Below are 16192 nucleotides of genomic sequence, written 5' to 3' on the forward strand. Positions count from 1 at the left end.
TGCGTTCAGTAAATTGAGTTTGACTGATCCTGTCCCAAAAATCCATCCTGTAGCAGACAAATTCTGACATGGGGCGCATCGTGACCAAACTGAACCTGATCGCTGGCGAATGGCTGGCAGGCGAAAGCGAAATTGAAAACCGTAACCCTTCGGACCTGAGCGATCTGGTCGGCATGTTCGCGCAAGCCAGCGCCGATCAGCTTGAGGCGACGTTGGATCAGGCGCGCGTCGCGCAGGCCGAATGGGCGGCTTACGGGCTGGAACGCAAGCAGGCCGTGCTGAACGCCATCGGCAATGAACTGATGGCCCGTGCTGAAGAGCTGGGCACGCTGCTGGCCCGCGAAGAAGGCAAGCCGCTGGCCGAAGGCAAGGGCGAGGTGTTCCGTGCAGGCCAGTTCTTTACCTATTACGCTGCCGAATGCCTGCGTCAGATCGGTGAGAACGCGGACTCTGTGCGCCCGGATATCGAAGTGGATGTGCGTCGCGAAGCCGTTGGCGTTGTTGCGATCATCAGCCCGTGGAACTTCCCCACCGCGACGGCCTCGTGGAAGATCGCTCCGGCGCTGTGCTATGGCAACGCTGTCGTCTGGAAGCCTGCCAACATCACCCCGGCCTCGGCAGTGGCCTTGACCGAGATCATCGAGCGTCAGGATGTTCCCAAAGGATTGTTTAGCCTCGTTATGGGGTCGGGGCGCTCAATCGGGCAGCGTCTTGTTGAAAGCCCCAAGGTCAACGCGATTTCCTTCACCGGTTCGGTTCCGGTGGGCAAGGGCATTGCTGCCGCTGCCATTCAGAATCTGACGAAGGTTCAGATGGAAATGGGATCCAAGAACGCGCTGGCGGTTATGGACGATGCCGATCTGGATCTGGCGGTCTCGCTGGCCTTGGGCGGCGCGTTCGGTGGCACCGGTCAGAAATGCACGGCCTCGTCGCGGCTGGTGGTTCATGCAGGCATTCACGATGCATTTGTCGAGAAATTGGTTGCAGGTGCACAGGCGATGAAGGTCGGCCATGCACTGGAAGAGGGCGTTCAGATGGGCCCCGTCGTCAGCCAACAACAACTAGGCGAGAACCTCGCTAATGTTGATCTGGGCAAATCCGAAGGCGCGGAACTGGCCTGCGGTGGTCAGCGCCTTGAGATGCCGCACGATGGCTTCTACATGTCACCGGGCGTGTTCCTGAACACCAATAATGACATGCGTATCAACCGCGAGGAAATGTTCGCGCCTTTGACCAGCGTCATCAAGGTCAGCAGCTATGACGAGGCGCTGAGCGTGGTCAATGACACCAATTTCGGTCTGACTTCGGGCATCGTTACTAAATCTCTGGCACGTGCCACTCACTTCCGTCGCAATGCCCGCACGGGTGTTGTTACTGTCAACCTGCCGACCGCAGGCACCGATTACCATGTGCCTTTCGGTGGGCGGGGTGACAGTTCTTACGGTCCGCGTGAACAGGGCAAGGCAGCGGCGGAGTTCTACACCACCGTCAAAACCGCCTATATCAGCGCAGGCCCTGTCTGATGCTGATCGATGGCCTGCAATATGCCAACTGGTCGGAGAAGATCTTCCGGCAACTGCGTCAAGGAGGCGTGGACGCCATCCACGTCACCATCGCCTATCATGAAAACTTTCGCGAAACCGTTCTGAACTTTGAAAAGTGGAATCGTTGGTTCGAGCAATATCCGGACCTGATCATGAAAGGCCGCTGGGCCAGCGATATCGACACAGCCCGCGAAACCGGGCGGACGGCAGTGTTCTTCGGTTTCCAGAACCCCAGCCCCATCGAAGACGATATCGGGCTGGTCGAAATCCTGCACGATCTGGGCGCGCGGTTCATGCAATTGACCTATAACAACCAGTCCCTTCTGGCGACTGGGTGTTATGAGGCCGAAGACACCGGCATCACCCGCATGGGCAAGCAGGTGATCAAAGAGATGAACCGTGTGGGGTTGGTGGTTGATATGAGCCATTCGGCGGACCGTTCGACCATCGAAGCGGCAGAACTGTCCGAGCGTCCCATCGCGATCACCCACGCAAACCCCCATGAATGGTCTCCAGCGCTTCGCAACAAGCGGGATGACGTGATCCGGGCGGTGACGGAAAAAGGTGGGATGCTAGGCTTTTCGGTCTATCCTCATCATCTGAAAGACAAGTCCGACTGCACGTTGGAAAGCTTTTGCGAAATGATCGCCCGCGCGGCTGACAAGTACGGGGCGCAGCATCTGGGGGTTGGTACGGACCTGTGTCAGGACCAACCCGATAGCGTGGTCGAATGGATGCGGGTTGGGCGCTGGACAAAAGAGATCGACTATGGCGAAGGCTCGGCTTCTAACGCCGGGTTCCCGCCGATGCCAAACTGGTTCCGCGACAATCGGGATTTTGGCAATATCGAATCTGGATTGCGTGCCGTTGGCATGAATGCCGAGGAAGTCGCCGGAATCATGGGCGGCAACTGGTATCGGTTCTTTGCAGAAAACTTTGGACCTTATAAACCATGAATACCGTGAACCCAAATATCGAACGCCGCGATCCCGCCACGGTGATGCGCCTTTCGCGTCTGGGCTCGCTTCATCAATGTCGGCTCAGTTTTATGCGCCAGCTCACCCGTCGCATGGCGGCCGAGCAGTGGGTTTTTAGCCGCCCCGTATTCGATATCGATGACAACGGGGTTGGCCACGCGGTCTATTCCGCACATGGACCCGATCGCACTTATTCACTGGTCGCATTCGCCCATGACCTGCCGCCCGAGCAACGCTCGGACCGTGTGATCGCCGAGGCCTGGGATGCCACCTTCACCTTGTTTGATGGCGTTCCCACCAAGGACGATATCCAACGTTTGTCTCGGAACGTACCACTGCAAGAGGCCGGGCGTGTCAGTGAAAACGAGTTGTCGCTGTCGCGTGCCAACCGTTCTGTTCGGTTGTGGGCTCATGTGGTCGACCAGTTGGCTGCGGGCCAGCAACCGGATCTCGCGCAGATCTACAAGGTTGGCTATCTGATGCGCACAACTGCGGTTTACGGATCGGGCAAGTTCGGTGCGGCGGATCGGGAAAAGATCGCAGACCGCCCCGAGGTCAGCGGCCCGTTTCAGGCCGAGATGCTGTCGGTATATCTGACGCGAATATTCGTCCGTGATCTGGTGCAGCATATGGCAAAGGCTAAGGGTGGTACACAGACCGCGCAGCTTGACCCCGATATCGCCCGCTGGCTGGGGATCGGCAACTCGACTGGATTGGGCATGGCGCCTTTCATCGTCAATCACCCGATCCTGTTCAACAACTGGATCATGGTCCGTGAAGAGGCCATCGCGCGCGTTCGGTCCCTTGATGCCGCGACAGAGGCCGAAGTGGCCATGTTCCGCGAGATTTTCGAGCGCAGTAAATTGTCGATCTCGTGGTGGCGGTCCGAACACCCGATCCAGATCGAAAAACTCACCGCACTGAATGCCGATCTGGGCGCGATAGCCGCGCATCTCGATCAGACCGATCTGACGGAAGATCAGCCTTGGGATCGCCTGATCCTGTGGTCCCGGACCGCGCTTAGCGAAGAAGGGCAAGAGTTACTGGCTTCTTTGATCCTTGAACCATATGGCGAGTTGGTGGACGGGCTGGCCAGTTGCATGGCGGATGGCAATAGCACGGCCTTTACAATTGACGGCGCGATGCCAGTCGCACAGGTGCGCGACCTGATCCGCTCCAGTTTTGGCTGGGCGCTCGATCTTGACTGGTCGGCGCCTGAACACTGCGCGCGCGCCTGGTATGTGTCGGAAGAAAAGCTTGAGCCTCGTTTGGGGGAACGGTTTGAAGAACCGATAGAGGAGTATGAGCAACCTCTTGCTCCGGCACGTGATTCCGCGCTTGCCGATAAGGCTTTGGCGGACTGGTCGGGCGAAAGTCCGATCGCCGAATTCCTGCTGCGCCACCCAGAACACCGCCACGCCGTACGTCGTGCGCAGATGAGCCGTCTGGCACCATATGGCGAAATCAGCGACAATACGATCAGTGCGGAGGTTCTGCCGATTGACATGTTGCGCGCCAAATTGTCGTTCTTTGGTGCCACGCATTTCGACCCGCGCTCGGATCGTTGGGTGCGTATTTGCATGTATTCGGGGGCACCTTACCCCGAGGAACTGAGTCCGGAGAACGCGGATTTGTGGGTGTATCCGGAGCGCGCCCAATGAGTTTTTCCCTTAATGAAATCGAAGCCACGGCCAAGCGTGCAACGCGGGGTGCGGGCTATGCCTGGGGCATCTCTGAAGAGGCCGCAAAAGCGACGCGATGGCTCTGTACGCAGGGGCTGGACGGAACGGTCGAATTGTCGCGCGTGCTGGAAGGCGAGTTTGCCGGGTCACTGGAAGATCATGTTCCCGCAGGGCTGGACGGAGACTGGGTTGGTCGCAAAGACCTATGCCCACTGATGGTCGGTGCTCTGCTTTCCGACTGTGCGCACATGCTGTTGGCGGGCCCGATCCGGATCAGACAGGTTGCTTCGCCAATGATGCTACTGCCATTTGCGGCCTATGCTGCGCGCATGCACAACGCGGTGGTTTCAGTCACGGCGGGCGATTTCAAGGCTTTGACGGATGGTGCGAGATTGATGCCGAGAAACGACTGCCCGGTTCGCGCGGATCATGTCGAGGTTGCATTCAGCGACCTACTGATCGAGCCGTGTTCACGACAGACGCGTGCAACGCCTGATCCGGCGGCATGGACAATACTCAACCGTTTTGCCCATCTTACCTATGCTCCTGCGACTGAAGAATCCCGTTTGCTCGGCGCAGGGGCTGGGCTTTCTGACAATGACTGAAAAGAGACAGACATGATTGAAACCCGCACCCTTTCACTTGCTGAAATTGAAGACCTGTCCTTTCGCGCGCTGGTGGCTGCGGGGACGAGCGAAGAAAACGCGCGTCCCTTGGCGGTTGCGACCGCGGCAACCGAGGCTGACGGGGTTGCCAGCCATGGTCTGGCCTATATCCCGATCTACTGTGAGCATGTTCAATGCGGCAAGGTTGATGGGCTGGCACAGCCCGTTCTGGCGCAGCCACGCCCCGGCGTCGTTACAGTCGATGCTGCCACCGGATTTGCGCATTCCGCCATTGAAGCCGGGTTCGACGCCTTGATCCCCGCTGCCCGCGCGCAGGGGATTGCGGCGCTGGCGATCAGAAACAGCTATAACTGCGGCGTTCTTGGATATCACACTTATCGTCTGGCGCAGGCCGGCCTGGTTGGTCTGGGTTTCACCAACGCTCCGGCCTCAATTGCGCCCTCCGGCGGGGCCAAGCCGGTGGTCGGCACCAATCCGTTTTCAATCGCCGCTCCGGGCACGGACGGCCAGCCCGCCCTATTGATTGACCAGAGCGCCAGCACCATCGCCAAAAGCGAAGTCATGAAACACGCGCGTGAAGGGAGGCCGATCCCTGTTGGTTGGGCACTGGACGATGAAGGAAATCCAACCACTGATCCGAATGTGGGCCTCAAGGGTTCGATGGCGCCGTCGGGTGGTTATAAAGGTGTTGGCATCGCGCTGCTGACCGAAGTTCTGGCTGCTGCTCTGACCGGCGCGACTTTGGGAATCCACGCCTCTCCGTTTTCTGGCACGGCCGGTGGTCCGCCGAAGACGGGGCAGTTCTTTATTGCGATTGACGCAAATGCGACGGCGAATGACGCATTTTCAACAGGAATTGTCGATCTTGTCGAAGCGATCCGGTCGCAAGAGGGCGCACATTTGCCCGGAGATGGCCGCCGTGCAAAGCGACTGGCAGCTAAATCTGATGGCGTTGCGGTGAACGTAGCGACACTTAGCAAAATTGAGGCCCTGCTGACTTAGGGCTTTGTGGCGCAAATCCGGGGTGCCAGAAGAGAATGACCTGGAAATCGGGACACGTGCGAACAGGGAGGAATCACATGTCTATGAAGGATCCTTTTACCGATCTGGAGATCAAGCGATCTTCGGGTGGGTTTTACGAAGGCCACAGCGTTGAAATTGCCTTGCTCAGCAAGTCAATCATGGTCGCGCTGGTGATCTGGGCATTGGTCTGGCCTGCTAATGCAAACGGTGTTCTTGGCAGCCTGAACTCTCGCCTGCTGGAAGACTTTAACGCCTTCTATATCATCATCGTCGGCTTCTTTGCCTTTTTCCTGTTTGTTGTGGCTGCGCTGCCGCAAACTGGTAAACGACTCATGGGGCCGGAAGGTGAAAAACCGGAATTTTCGGATTTCTCGTGGTTTTCTATGATGTTCGGCGCCGGTCTGGGCGTCGGTCTGATGGTATTTGCCACCGCTGAGCCTCTGGGGCTTTGGGGGTCAAATCCGGTTGTGATCGCCGAACAGGTAGTTGGTAATACCGAAGAGGCTCTGCAGTCCGGGTATCGTTATACCTTCCTGCACTACGGGTTTCATGCCTGGGCGATCTATGTCGTGACGGGCTTGTCGCTGGCCTACTATGCCTACACGCGCAACATGCCGCTAACGATCCGCACTGCGCTGACACCTTTGTTCGGCAAGCTGATGAACGGTTTTCTTGGCCACGTCGTGGACGTTCTGGGTGTTGTTGCAACAATCCTGGGTGTCTCGGTAACGATAGGTTTTGGCGTATCACAGTTTATCGACGGTCTTTATGCCATCACCGGTATGGGATGGATCATGGATCTGAACGGAGAAGTGCCGACGCCAAGTACAGTAGGTCTGTTGGCGGGTCTGATCGTCATCATGGGCCTGTCGATCATATCGGCTGTATCGGGAGTTGGTCGTGGCGTTAAGTATCTGTCTAACCTAAATCTAGTGTTGTCTCTGATCCTGCTGCTGGTCTTCGTCGTATTCGGGTCGTTCCTGTTTGCAATGACCACCTATGCAACGGCGTTCATCGACTACATCCTGCATTTCATCTCGCTCAGCTTTGGCGCGTTCAACCCGCAGTCAGCGGCAGCATTTGATGCAGCGTTGCCAAGCGAAGCTGCCCCATTTGCCGATGCCCTGTACAGCGGTGCAACCAACCCCTGGGGTTCGTTTGACGGGTTCAAATCAGGACTTGAAGGCGACGCCGCAGCCCTGCCTGAATCCGTTCTCGCTTCGGTATACGCCGCAGGTGATCCGGGTCGCCAGTTTGGTTGGCAGGCAGGTTGGACCACGTTCTACTGGGCCTGGTGGATCGCGTTCTCGCCCTTCGTGGGCCTGTTTCTGGCGCGCATCTCCAAAGGGCGTTCGGTTCGTGAGTTCATCATCGGCTGTGTATTCGCACCAGCGCTGGTCTGCTTTGCATGGATGACCATTCTGGGTGGCACCGCGATCGATCTGGAACTGAACGGCACGGCCGAAGGCGCCATCATCGGTGCATCGAACACCGCCAAGCTGTTTGTAACCCTGCAAGAGATGATTTCGGGCGGGTTGCTGTCCGGCATCACAGTGATGTGCGTCGTATTGATCATGACTTTCCTGGTCACATCGGCGGACTCGGGCATTCTGGTGATGAACACCATCATGTCGGGTGGCGATCAGAATATCGGCAACAAGCACAAGATCATCTGGGGTCTGATCCTGACGGCTGTGATCGGTGCGCTGATCCTGGCAGCGGGTGAGAACAATCCGATGGATGCGTTGCGAAATGCAATGATCATCGGCGCATTGCCATTTACAATGGTCATGGGGCTGATGTGCGTGGCGCTTGCCAAGGCGCTGTATCGCGACGGTTTGCGGCAAAAGCACGCTGCACCGGCTGAATAACATCATGGGCCCGGGTGGTTGTTAGGCAACCACCCGGTGTTTTTTGGGGCAGATCCGAAGCTGATTTAATTAGGTGATCGATCGGATACCGCACCTTGCTAGGGCATAGATAAGTTGACTGATATTTTTTGCTGCGCGTGCACCATTCTCGGTATCTTCTTTGACCCGTTGGATTGAAAGGGTCAGAGGCACAACTCGGTCTCACGTATACGGCAAATTAGCTGCCGGCAGACACTCAACCTTTTCGAGGCAAGGTCAAATTGCATGACAAGGCCGATAACGCCATGCCTGCAAATTAAAAAAGTTGAAAGATCGAAGCAAAATCGTATTTCGATTCCCTTCAAGATGCTAGAATTCTAATGAAAAGTTTGGCCCCACAATATACTAAACTGTCATAAGTTTAAGGCTATCTGCGTCGTTAGGACCTAGTCACAATGATGCGCAGGACTCTCGAACTTTCGTTTCCCTTGAAGTGCTAACGACTATTTCAGAGACGATAAGCCGGATGGTACTGCTGGAGGGCACTGAAACCCTATATGTAGAAGTCTCAAAGAATCTCAGATAGAGATTAAGCATCTGAAAGAATTTAAATTTTCTCCTTCATATCGTCTCAATTAATCTCGACCACCGGCAGCACATACCATACATAGGGGTGGACCAATAGGTGGACTGGTGGAGAGCTATATGGCGAAGAGCAAATTGAGCGCGCGCGGCGTTATTGCGCTGGAGGCTGGAAAGCACTGCGATGGCGCTGGGCTCTGGCTTGTGAAAGCAGATTCCAAAAGTGGTAAGTGGGTTCTTAGACTGACGGTTTTCGGTAAGCGACGGGGATTGGGCCTCGGGCGGTTGCCGGATGTTGGCTTGGTGGAGGCGCGGGAAACAGCTGACGCAGCCTGACGCGAACTGCGGGAAGGCCGAGATCCGATCAGAGAGCGGCAGAAACGACGTGTAGAAGCCCAGCGCAACTTGCATCTGTTTAGAGACGTCGCTCGGGATGCGTTTGAAGCGCGGAAGTCTGAGTTGCGGGGTGGCGGAAAAGCGGGGCGTTGGTTTAGCCCTTTGGAGTTACATGTCATACCCAAACTTGGTCATGTGCCGGTTGCTGAAATTACTCAGATTGATCTACGGGATTGCCTTGCGCCTATCTGGCATGAGAAAGCCGAGACTGCTCGAAAGGCGTTGACACGGACATCTATTTGTCTCGAGTATGCCGCCGCGCTGGGCATTGATGTTGATTTGCAGGCTCCTATGAAGGCGCGTGCATCGCTTGGCAAACCGCGCAAGGCCACCACCAACATTCCGTCGCTTGCCTGGAGTGAGGTGCCCGAGTTCTACAAAAGTTTGGACGAAGGTACAGTCACCCACCTTGCTCTGAAACTTCTAATTTTGACCGGAGTGCAGTCACGGCCTATTCGGTACTTGAAGGAAGAGCAGATCGACGGTGATGTCTGGACTATTCCGGCGGAACAGATGAAAGGGCGTGAGGGTGCTACCGCTGAGTTCCGTGTTCCACTTTCGAATGAAGCGCTTCATGTTCTTGGAAACGCGCGGCGACATGCTCGCGGTGGCTATCTGTTTCCGAGTATTCGGAAAGGGGTGATCTCGGACGCTACGATGTCGAGATTGATGGAACGTCGTGGCATGAGCGCCCGTCCGTACGGGTTTCGTTCAAGTCTTCAAGTGTGGTTGGCGGAGGCAACCGATGCACGTTATGAAGTTGCAGAAACCATGCTTGGCCACGTAGTGGACAGCTCTGTAGAGCGCGCCTATCGTCGAACCGACTTCCTGGACCAACGTCGTGTATTGCTGGAGCGCTGGGCGTCCCATCTCCTCGGCAACACCGATACCGTCGTAAAACTGGCCACAGCATGAATCAGGATCGTCGTTATCTTCCCTTGGGGGCGAGGCAATGCTATTCGACAATGGTGGTGCGGCCCGCAGGCGCAGCCAAGGACACGGTGTTGTCTAATAAGGTTGCCCGAGGGGGAAGGCAGCGTCTTACCCCTGACGGACAGGGGCGTTTGGCTTGTCCAAATCCCGCTGACCCTAAAACAAGTGCGGCGGAACTGCACGGACGACCGAGATATCGCCTAAGGCGTTCATGGCGTTGGCCGCGCAAAGCTTCGCGACTTTGCTGACAGAAACTGATCCGAAACGGATCAGGGAATGCGCGTATGATCGATGCGTGCTGGTGTTCCGCGACATCTCAAAAAGCGGACGTCGCTGGCAGTGCAGCATGGAAACCTGCGGCGACCGAAGCAAGGCTGCCACATTCCGAGCAACATCACACGAATAGGCTCTCAGCGTAAGAACTGCTCGATCACGGCTGCCTGTTGCTTTTTGCCGTCCGGGTCTGCTTCGGTTTTCAGGCGTGTAAACGCCTCACCCCAGTTTGAGGTGCGAATGCGGATCGGCGGGTCTGAGGCGTCAACCACGCCCATGACAACTGATGCCACTTGTTCCGAGGATTGATAGATATCGCTGCCATCCATTCGCGCCTGCGCGCCGCCGATATACTTCTGGAGAATGGGCAGATACTCATCCTCAAGCATCCCGCCCGTGGCCTCGACTTGTTTCAGCACATTGGCGGCAAACTCGGATTGAATTCCGCCCGGTTCAACCGTCGAGAAATAGATGCCGAAATTGGGCGAGACATAGCTGGCCAGAGCCTCAGTGTACCCCTCAACCGCGAACTTGGCGGCGCAGTAGATCTCGTTGAACGGCTGACCCACAAGGCCGCCTACGGATGAGATTGTGATGACGTGGCCCGAGCGCGCCGCGCGCATGTGTGGCATCACCGCTTTTGTGCAGCGCATGACACCCATGAAATTCACATCCATGACCCAGGCGACGTCTTCTTCTCTGGCTTGTTCGGTTGTGCGGACAAATCCAGCACCCGCATTGTTGATCAGTGTATCGATCCGGCCCTCGTTCGCGATGATCTTGTCGACTGCGGCGTTTACGCTGGCGCTGTCCTGCACGTCTAAGTTAAGCACGTTGAAATTGACGCCAGCGTCAGAGGCGGCCGCATCCAAAGTGCCGCGCTTGGCGAGGTTTCGCATCGTAGCATAGACAGTATGGCCTGCTCGGGCAGCTTGCACGGCGATTTGAACACCAAGGCCGGTCGACGTGCCGGTGATCAGAATGACTTTGGGCATAAGGGGAGCTCCGAATATCAAATGAATTGCTTGCGGCAACGATCCGATGTGTCAGGGCGAAGGTCAACAGCGGGACTTTAAGATGCCCAAAGCCTCATCGAAGGTATTCACATTCTCTTCTGCGCGTGCGGTCAGATGCGCGCCTTCCAAAAGGGCCAGTATCGCGCGGGCCTCCGAGATCGGATCGGTGATGCCGGTGATTGATTTGTCTTCTTGGCCAAACTTCAGGATCTCTTCGATTTGGGCAACCATCATGGCGCGGAATTTCCGGATCTTTTGGATCACGTCATCCGACAGGCTTTCACGGCTGCTGATGAGCGACACGCAGAGGCACAGGGTTTTCCCGTCATTGAGTGCATCCCGGTAGAGGTCGATCAGGGCAAGCAATTGCTCGGCCCCGGTTTTGTGTTCTACCCGGATGCGGTTGCACGCTGCCTGCAGGGTCTCATGATAGCGATCCATGAGCGCCGCCGACAGCGCCGCTTTGGTCGGGAAATGGTAATGGATCGACGCCTTGCGAATACCCACCGCCTCGGCCAGATCGGCATAACTGAACCCGTCAAATCCGCGCGCCCGTGCGGCGTGTTCGGCAACATCCAGAAGGGCAGTCTTGGTATCACTCGTCATACGTGCTCAAACCTTTTCCGTCATGATCAGGGCCAGCGTGTTGTCCGCAGCCTCCAGAGCGCCTTCGATATAGCCCCCGAACTGTGGCGCAACTTCGGTCCCGCCAAAGATTAGTCGGCCATCCCACAGACGGGTCATCGCACGGGGCTGCCCGTATTGCGGATGAGCGTATAACGGCTGTTGATCCGCTTCGATAGAGGTGAACGGATCGGAGGCCCAATCTTTGACAAAGAGTGTCTTTGGCTCCGCAGCTTCGGCGCCGAACAGCCGGGCCAGTTGCTCTTTAAGAGCCTGCCGCAACCGTTCTTCGTTGGTGCGGACGTGGGGAGCCAAGCCGATAAAACCGAACAACGCGTAAGGTCCGCCCTCGGCAGGGGATGCGTCGTGTATTTCCACCATCGGCCCCCTGCGGCTCATCACGTCACCGGACAGCCCGGCCGTGCGCCAGAACGGGGTATCATAGACAGCGATGGCTTTGGCCTGTCCGGCCATCCAAGTCGCGATCCCAGTCATTGCCGCTAAAGCTTCATCTGGTAAAGCAGGTGAGAACGCGATCTTGCTCGCCACGCGAGGAGGGAGGGCCAGTACGACTTCCTGAGCATGGATGACTTGCCCAGTTTGAGCGGTCGCGGTGATCCCAGACGCAGACTTCTCTAACCCGACGATAGGTGCGGATAAGATAAGCCGCTTCTGCGGTATCTCGGTGGCCAGCGCATCAATGAGGGCGCCCAGACCACCTTTCAGGCGATAAGACCCTTGCATCGAGGCAAATCCGCTGCCGCGTTCGACCCGACCGGCCTCATCTTCAAAGCTGAGCGCGCCTGTTGAATATTGCTCGAACCACTCCAGTCCGAGCCGCTTTATTAACGCTGCAATACGCGGCTGCCCGGGCCAGAACCAGGCCGGCCCCATGTCGAAATACCCACCCTCCAGCCTTTCTGTCAGGATACGTCCGCCCGGACGACTCCGCGCTTCGACCAGCATGTAGTCATGGTTTTGTGCCTGTAGCTGTCGCGCAAGGCAGAGGCCAGAAAGGCCTGCGCCAATGATCAGAGTTTGCGTCTGCATTGATCAGAATCCCTCAGATGCCGGGCGCAGGTCCAGCTCATGGGTCCAGGTGGACTGCGGTTGGTGAACCATCTGCCAGTAGGCCTCGGCAATCTCGTCCGGATTCATCATCTTCGACGGATCCAGCGAGTGCAAATCCCGCGAGCGCGGCGTATCGATGATCCCGTCCAGAACGACGTGCGAGACATGTACGCCAGCCTGTTGATATTCACGTGCCAGTGATTGTGTCAGCCCGCGCAGGGCGAACTTAGCCGACGCAAAAGCGGAAAACCGTGGGCCACCGCGCAGCGACGCCGTGGCTCCGGAAACGATCAGCGCGCCACCACCGCTGCGCACCATCGGTTGCAAAACACATTGCCCCAGCACGACCAGAGATTGCACCATTGATGTCCACGTTCTCTGGTAGTCCTCCAATGTGGTTTCGGGGAATGGCGCGATCACCAGCTCAGCCGTATTGTGTACCACGATCTTCGGCGGGCCATGCGCAGCGATCAATTCAGAAATCACTGGTGCAACCGCACTCTGATCGGACAGATCGACCTGATGAAACGCCGCGATCGTTTCCTGCGGCTGCGTACGTCCAAGACCAATGGTCATCATGCCACCTGCCTGAAACCGCGCGAGAAGGGACTGGCCAAGGCCAGTCCCCGCACCGGCGACAATCGCCAGAGGTTTGTCAGAATTCATGAATTACACCGCCGGTGGTTGAGCAAAGGGCAGGTGGCCGGTTTTTATCCAGACCTTCGCCCCGTCAGGACCCGCAACTGCAGACAGCGCTTCGCCTTCGGGCAGGCGTAGCCAGTCGTTCTTTTTCAGAACGTCATCTCCTGAGGTCAGCGATCCGCCGATCATCAACAGCTCGATACCACCTGGCGCATCCGAGGTAACCTCGGTGCCTGCATCAACATGGCTGTAAGTGACAACCTCGCGGTCATCCTTGTGCAGGATCGCAGTGGCGACCCCATTCACGGGCGCGGCCAGTTCGTCGGCCATGGTTTTGCGGAACTGATTGCGGTCATCCATGTCGAACTGCCAGAGTTTGACGAAAATCGTGCAGCCGGGTTCCGAGCCGGGCGTATGCCCGGTTGTGGGCGGATTGCGCACATAAGTGCCTTCTGGGAAATCGCCATGCTCATCCTGAAATACGCCGTCCAGAACGATGAACTCTTCACCGCCTGTATGGGTGTGGGCCGAAAATTTGCTGCCGGGCGCATAACGCACAATGGTGGTGGCGCGGGCAACTTCGCCACCAATACGGTCCAGCATGCGCCGGTCCACACCCTTCATGGGTGAGGCCTGCCACTCAAGCTGATCAGAATGAACAACGACACGCGAAGAGAAGTCCGAGTTGAGCTCCATGGGAGAGGTCCTTTCGACTTAAATGGCAGTTTTCGCTTAGGCGGCGATAGATGGACGGACCGCCATCTTAGCACGCCAAGCTTGCAGGTTGGTCAGGGTTTCAGGAATTTCAACTTTGGCAAAATCGGCGAATGCCAATCCTGCAAAGGCAGTGATATCAGCTACCGAGAATGTGTCTCCGGCCAAGTATTCATTTTCGGCGAGAACCGAATCCAGATAGGCCATTGTGTTTTCGGCGACCTCTTTCTGCTTACTGCCCCATTCGGCGCATTGATAAGTTTCAAGATCGGGGCCCAGCCCAGGTGTAGCGTGGTGGAAGTAGGTGCCTACCGCATTCAACAGACCGTTTTCCGCACGCAGGTTCATCATCGAGATGCGAGCACGCTCTTGCGCGGTCACGCCGGTTAAAGATGGGCCATCGAAGGTTGCGTCGATGTATTCAGTGATCGCGTTGCATTGAGCGATGTGCGAACCATCTTCCAGTTCCAGACAGGGCACCGCTGCATCAGGGTTCTTGGCTTTGAACTCGGGCGTGCGGTGTTCGCCGCCCATCACATCCACAGGGATGAATTCAACTTTATCGGATGCGCCTTTTTCAGCCAGCGCGATGCGGATGCGGGCAGGATTCGGGAACCCCTCAACATCATAAATCTTCATCTGAATACCTCCGTCAGTGGTTGTGTTTCATGCTATCTACCTATCGATAGGTAGATAGCATTTCAACTCTTTTTTATCCTCCTTAAAAGATGTACTAATTCAGTATGTTGCGACTTTCTCACTGATTTGCGTTGGCACTGACTCACTTTTTTCCTCCGAACTCAGCAAGAATATATTCGGAATCTGCGCAATAGCCGGGGACACCAAATCGTATCGTTTTGGGAGTTTTCGAGAACCGGGCGACTGCGCCTGCCTGCCGTAGTCGGCCAGCCAATGGATGATCAAATTCAAACTGGGCTTTGTTCGTGCGGCTTTGCGGATATTCAGACATCTGCGCACGGGTCGGGGCTGGCCCACACCCATGTAGCTCCACCAATTCCTTTAGTTGTACAGCGTTTTTGGCGAGCCCAAAAACACTGCAGCGAAAGCGAACTTTGTCCGCACAGCCGCCGTCCGCTCCTCACCGTTAACTTTCTAATGTCTACTGTGAGCCCAAAGCGGTCGGGCTCTCAGAAGGCTTTTGGTCGCCAACGAAATGCACAAGTATGCCCGCAAACACTCTTTGAATTAGGCTTCGTGGGATGAGCTTAAAATTGAAAGAAGTTGATTTAAGGGCCGTCAGCGCTTGCCATCAGGGCATAAAGCCGGGTCGCCTGCTAGGTGATCCAGAAGCGCGCGTACCCGAGTTGTAATGCGCCTGTTCTGCGGAAACAGCGCAGCGACGACATATGGCGACACTCGGTTTTCGGGAAAAAGCTCGACCAGATCGCCGGAGTGCAATGCGTCGGCGACGGTGTAGGCGGGGCACCGTGCGATGGCTGCGCCTTGTGCAGCAAAGCGCGCTGATGCCGCGGGGGCGTTCATTCGGAAGCGCCCATTGACATGGACGGCCTCTTCATGACCGCTGATACTGAACCTCCACACCGTGGGCTCAGTCATGTTGCCATCGAGGATGCATTCATGCGATGCAAGAGCTCGCGGATGGCTCGGGCACCCTGCGCGCTCCAGATAGGCCGGTGAGGCACAGACAACCAGGGGCATGCGGCCCAATTGCCGAACCTTGAGCGAGCTGTCCCGCATGGGGCCAATCCTGACAGCGAGGTCGAGGCCCTCCTCAACAATTGACGCTCTGCGATCAGAGAACTTTAAATCAAGCTCCACATTGGGATGTTTCTCGGCAAACTTGGCGAGCGAAGGGATCAAACGCAATGCGCCAAACCCGGTTGGTGCCGAAATATGGATCACGCCGCGCAGCGAGGTCTGCTCATTTCTGACCCGGTCTTCGAGCTCGTCAAACCCGTCCAGAAGCGGCTCGCACAGCGTCAGGTATGTTGCCCCGACATCTGTCAAAGAGACGCTACGCGTCGTGCGATTGAGCAACTGCACACCAAGCGCGTTTTCCAGATCAGCGACGTATTTGCTGACCAAACGCGCAGACCGCCCCATGCGCTGCGCTGCAACGGTAAAAGACGCATTCTTTGCGACCAGCGCAAAGGCCCGCATGCGGTCGATTTTGTCCACTTATTGCGCCCTTTCAGGGCTTAAACTTGGGCAACAATAGGTGATTATCATCATTGCGTGCAACCTATATTAGTCATTC

16 protein-coding genes are annotated in these 16192 nt (G+C 56.7%); 9 read left to right on the plus strand and 7 right to left on the minus strand.

Features of this window, described 5'->3' with window-relative positions; translation table 11 throughout:
• Nucleotides 1-68: 68 nt before the first annotated feature.
• The 9 genes from ACR0IU_RS11010 (at nt 69) to ACR0IU_RS11050 (ending at nt 10019) form a co-directional block, all read left to right on the plus strand.
• Nucleotides 69-1523, plus strand: a complete 1455-nt coding sequence (locus tag ACR0IU_RS11010; RefSeq protein WP_480716268.1) for an aldehyde dehydrogenase family protein — start codon at nt 69-71, stop codon at nt 1521-1523.
• A complete protein-coding gene (locus ACR0IU_RS11015) occupies nt 1523-2500 on the plus strand; it encodes a membrane dipeptidase (protein ID WP_480716269.1) in 978 nt (325 codons plus the stop codon). Before ACR0IU_RS11010 ends, ACR0IU_RS11015 begins: the two co-directional genes overlap by 1 nt.
• A complete protein-coding gene (locus ACR0IU_RS11020) occupies nt 2497-4182 on the plus strand; it encodes a hypothetical protein (RefSeq protein WP_480716270.1) in 1686 nt (561 codons plus the stop codon). Before ACR0IU_RS11015 ends, ACR0IU_RS11020 begins: the two co-directional genes overlap by 4 nt.
• On the plus strand, nt 4179-4808 hold the full coding sequence (locus tag ACR0IU_RS11025) for a DUF3726 domain-containing protein (protein WP_480716271.1): 630 nt from the start codon (nt 4179-4181) through the stop codon (nt 4806-4808). The genes ACR0IU_RS11020 and ACR0IU_RS11025 overlap by 4 nt, the downstream gene beginning before the upstream one ends.
• Nucleotides 4809-4820: 12 nt before the next feature.
• Nucleotides 4821-5831, plus strand: coding sequence for an Ldh family oxidoreductase (locus ACR0IU_RS11030; RefSeq protein WP_170771378.1), 1011 nt, complete (start codon nt 4821-4823; stop codon nt 5829-5831).
• A 77-nt stretch (nt 5832-5908) separates the two neighbouring features.
• Nucleotides 5909-7723 (plus strand): BCCT family transporter, encoded by a 1815-nt coding sequence (locus ACR0IU_RS11035; RefSeq protein ID WP_480716272.1) that lies wholly within the window; start codon nt 5909-5911, stop codon nt 7721-7723.
• 684 nt (nt 7724-8407) lie between these two features.
• Nucleotides 8408-8620, plus strand: a complete 213-nt coding sequence (locus ACR0IU_RS11040; protein WP_480716273.1) for an Arm DNA-binding domain-containing protein — start codon at nt 8408-8410, stop codon at nt 8618-8620.
• A 69-nt stretch (nt 8621-8689) separates the two neighbouring features.
• Nucleotides 8690-9595: a tyrosine-type recombinase/integrase gene (locus ACR0IU_RS11045; RefSeq protein ID WP_480716274.1), complete on the plus strand. Its 906-nt coding sequence runs from the start codon at nt 8690-8692 to the stop codon at nt 9593-9595.
• Nucleotides 9596-9824: 229 nt separating this feature from the next.
• A complete protein-coding gene (locus ACR0IU_RS11050) occupies nt 9825-10019 on the plus strand; it encodes a CGNR zinc finger domain-containing protein (RefSeq protein WP_480716275.1) in 195 nt (64 codons plus the stop codon).
• A gap of 4 nt (nt 10020-10023) precedes the next feature.
• On the opposite strand, the gene ACR0IU_RS11055 is transcribed toward ACR0IU_RS11050, so the two are convergent.
• The 7 genes from ACR0IU_RS11055 to ACR0IU_RS11085 form a co-directional block, all read right to left on the minus strand.
• The gene (locus tag ACR0IU_RS11055; protein ID WP_480716276.1) at nt 10024-10881 is read right to left on the minus strand and encodes an SDR family oxidoreductase; all 858 of its coding nucleotides are present in this window, start codon (nt 10879-10881) and stop codon (nt 10024-10026) included.
• A 63-nt stretch (nt 10882-10944) separates the two neighbouring features.
• Nucleotides 10945-11508 carry a TetR/AcrR family transcriptional regulator gene (locus ACR0IU_RS11060; RefSeq protein ID WP_480716277.1) on the minus strand — a complete coding sequence of 188 codons (564 nt, stop codon included), beginning with the start codon at nt 11506-11508 and terminating at the stop codon, nt 10945-10947.
• Nucleotides 11509-11514: 6 nt separating this feature from the next.
• Nucleotides 11515-12576: a flavin monoamine oxidase family protein gene (locus ACR0IU_RS11065; protein WP_480716278.1), complete on the minus strand. Its 1062-nt coding sequence runs from the start codon at nt 12574-12576 to the stop codon at nt 11515-11517.
• A gap of 3 nt (nt 12577-12579) precedes the next feature.
• Nucleotides 12580-13263, minus strand: a complete 684-nt coding sequence (locus ACR0IU_RS11070) for an SDR family NAD(P)-dependent oxidoreductase (RefSeq protein WP_480716279.1) — start codon at nt 13261-13263, stop codon at nt 12580-12582.
• A gap of 3 nt (nt 13264-13266) precedes the next feature.
• Nucleotides 13267-13935 carry a cupin domain-containing protein gene (locus tag ACR0IU_RS11075; RefSeq protein WP_480716280.1) on the minus strand — a complete coding sequence of 223 codons (669 nt, stop codon included), beginning with the start codon at nt 13933-13935 and terminating at the stop codon, nt 13267-13269.
• Nucleotides 13936-13971: 36 nt separating this feature from the next.
• On the minus strand, nt 13972-14592 hold the full coding sequence (locus tag ACR0IU_RS11080; RefSeq protein WP_480716281.1) for a glutathione S-transferase family protein: 621 nt from the start codon (nt 14590-14592) through the stop codon (nt 13972-13974).
• Nucleotides 14593-15210: 618 nt separating this feature from the next.
• Nucleotides 15211-16113: a LysR family transcriptional regulator gene (locus ACR0IU_RS11085; RefSeq protein ID WP_480716282.1), complete on the minus strand. Its 903-nt coding sequence runs from the start codon at nt 16111-16113 to the stop codon at nt 15211-15213.
• Nucleotides 16114-16192: the final 79 nt, after the last annotated feature.

It is taken from the genome of Ruegeria sp. CL5 (assembly GCF_056536485.1).

What these genes read in the sequence shown, in the direction of transcription:
- ACR0IU_RS11075 (WP_480716280.1), bottom strand. Translation starts at nt 13,935, where the DNA reads ATGGAGCTCAACTCGGACTTCTCTTCGCGTGTCGTTGTTCATTCTGAT.
- ACR0IU_RS11055 (WP_480716276.1), bottom strand. Translation starts at nt 10,881, where the DNA reads ATGCCCAAAGTCATTCTGATCACCGGCACGTCGACCGGCCTTGGTGTT.
- ACR0IU_RS11030 (WP_170771378.1), top strand. Translation starts at nt 4,821, where the DNA reads ATGATTGAAACCCGCACCCTTTCACTTGCTGAAATTGAAGACCTGTCC.
- ACR0IU_RS11010 (WP_480716268.1), top strand. Translation starts at nt 69, where the DNA reads ATGGGGCGCATCGTGACCAAACTGAACCTGATCGCTGGCGAATGGCTG.
- ACR0IU_RS11020 (WP_480716270.1), top strand. Translation starts at nt 2,497, where the DNA reads ATGAATACCGTGAACCCAAATATCGAACGCCGCGATCCCGCCACGGTG.
- ACR0IU_RS11065 (WP_480716278.1), bottom strand. Translation starts at nt 12,576, where the DNA reads ATGCAGACGCAAACTCTGATCATTGGCGCAGGCCTTTCTGGCCTCTGC.
- ACR0IU_RS11070 (WP_480716279.1), bottom strand. Translation starts at nt 13,263, where the DNA reads ATGAATTCTGACAAACCTCTGGCGATTGTCGCCGGTGCGGGGACTGGC.
- ACR0IU_RS11060 (WP_480716277.1), bottom strand. Translation starts at nt 11,508, where the DNA reads ATGACGAGTGATACCAAGACTGCCCTTCTGGATGTTGCCGAACACGCC.
- ACR0IU_RS11015 (WP_480716269.1), top strand. Translation starts at nt 1,523, where the DNA reads ATGCTGATCGATGGCCTGCAATATGCCAACTGGTCGGAGAAGATCTTC.
- ACR0IU_RS11025 (WP_480716271.1), top strand. Translation starts at nt 4,179, where the DNA reads ATGAGTTTTTCCCTTAATGAAATCGAAGCCACGGCCAAGCGTGCAACG.
- ACR0IU_RS11050 (WP_480716275.1), top strand. Translation starts at nt 9,825, where the DNA reads ATGGCGTTGGCCGCGCAAAGCTTCGCGACTTTGCTGACAGAAACTGAT.
- ACR0IU_RS11080 (WP_480716281.1), bottom strand. Translation starts at nt 14,592, where the DNA reads ATGAAGATTTATGATGTTGAGGGGTTCCCGAATCCTGCCCGCATCCGC.
- ACR0IU_RS11040 (WP_480716273.1), top strand. Translation starts at nt 8,408, where the DNA reads ATGGCGAAGAGCAAATTGAGCGCGCGCGGCGTTATTGCGCTGGAGGCT.
- ACR0IU_RS11035 (WP_480716272.1), top strand. Translation starts at nt 5,909, where the DNA reads ATGTCTATGAAGGATCCTTTTACCGATCTGGAGATCAAGCGATCTTCG.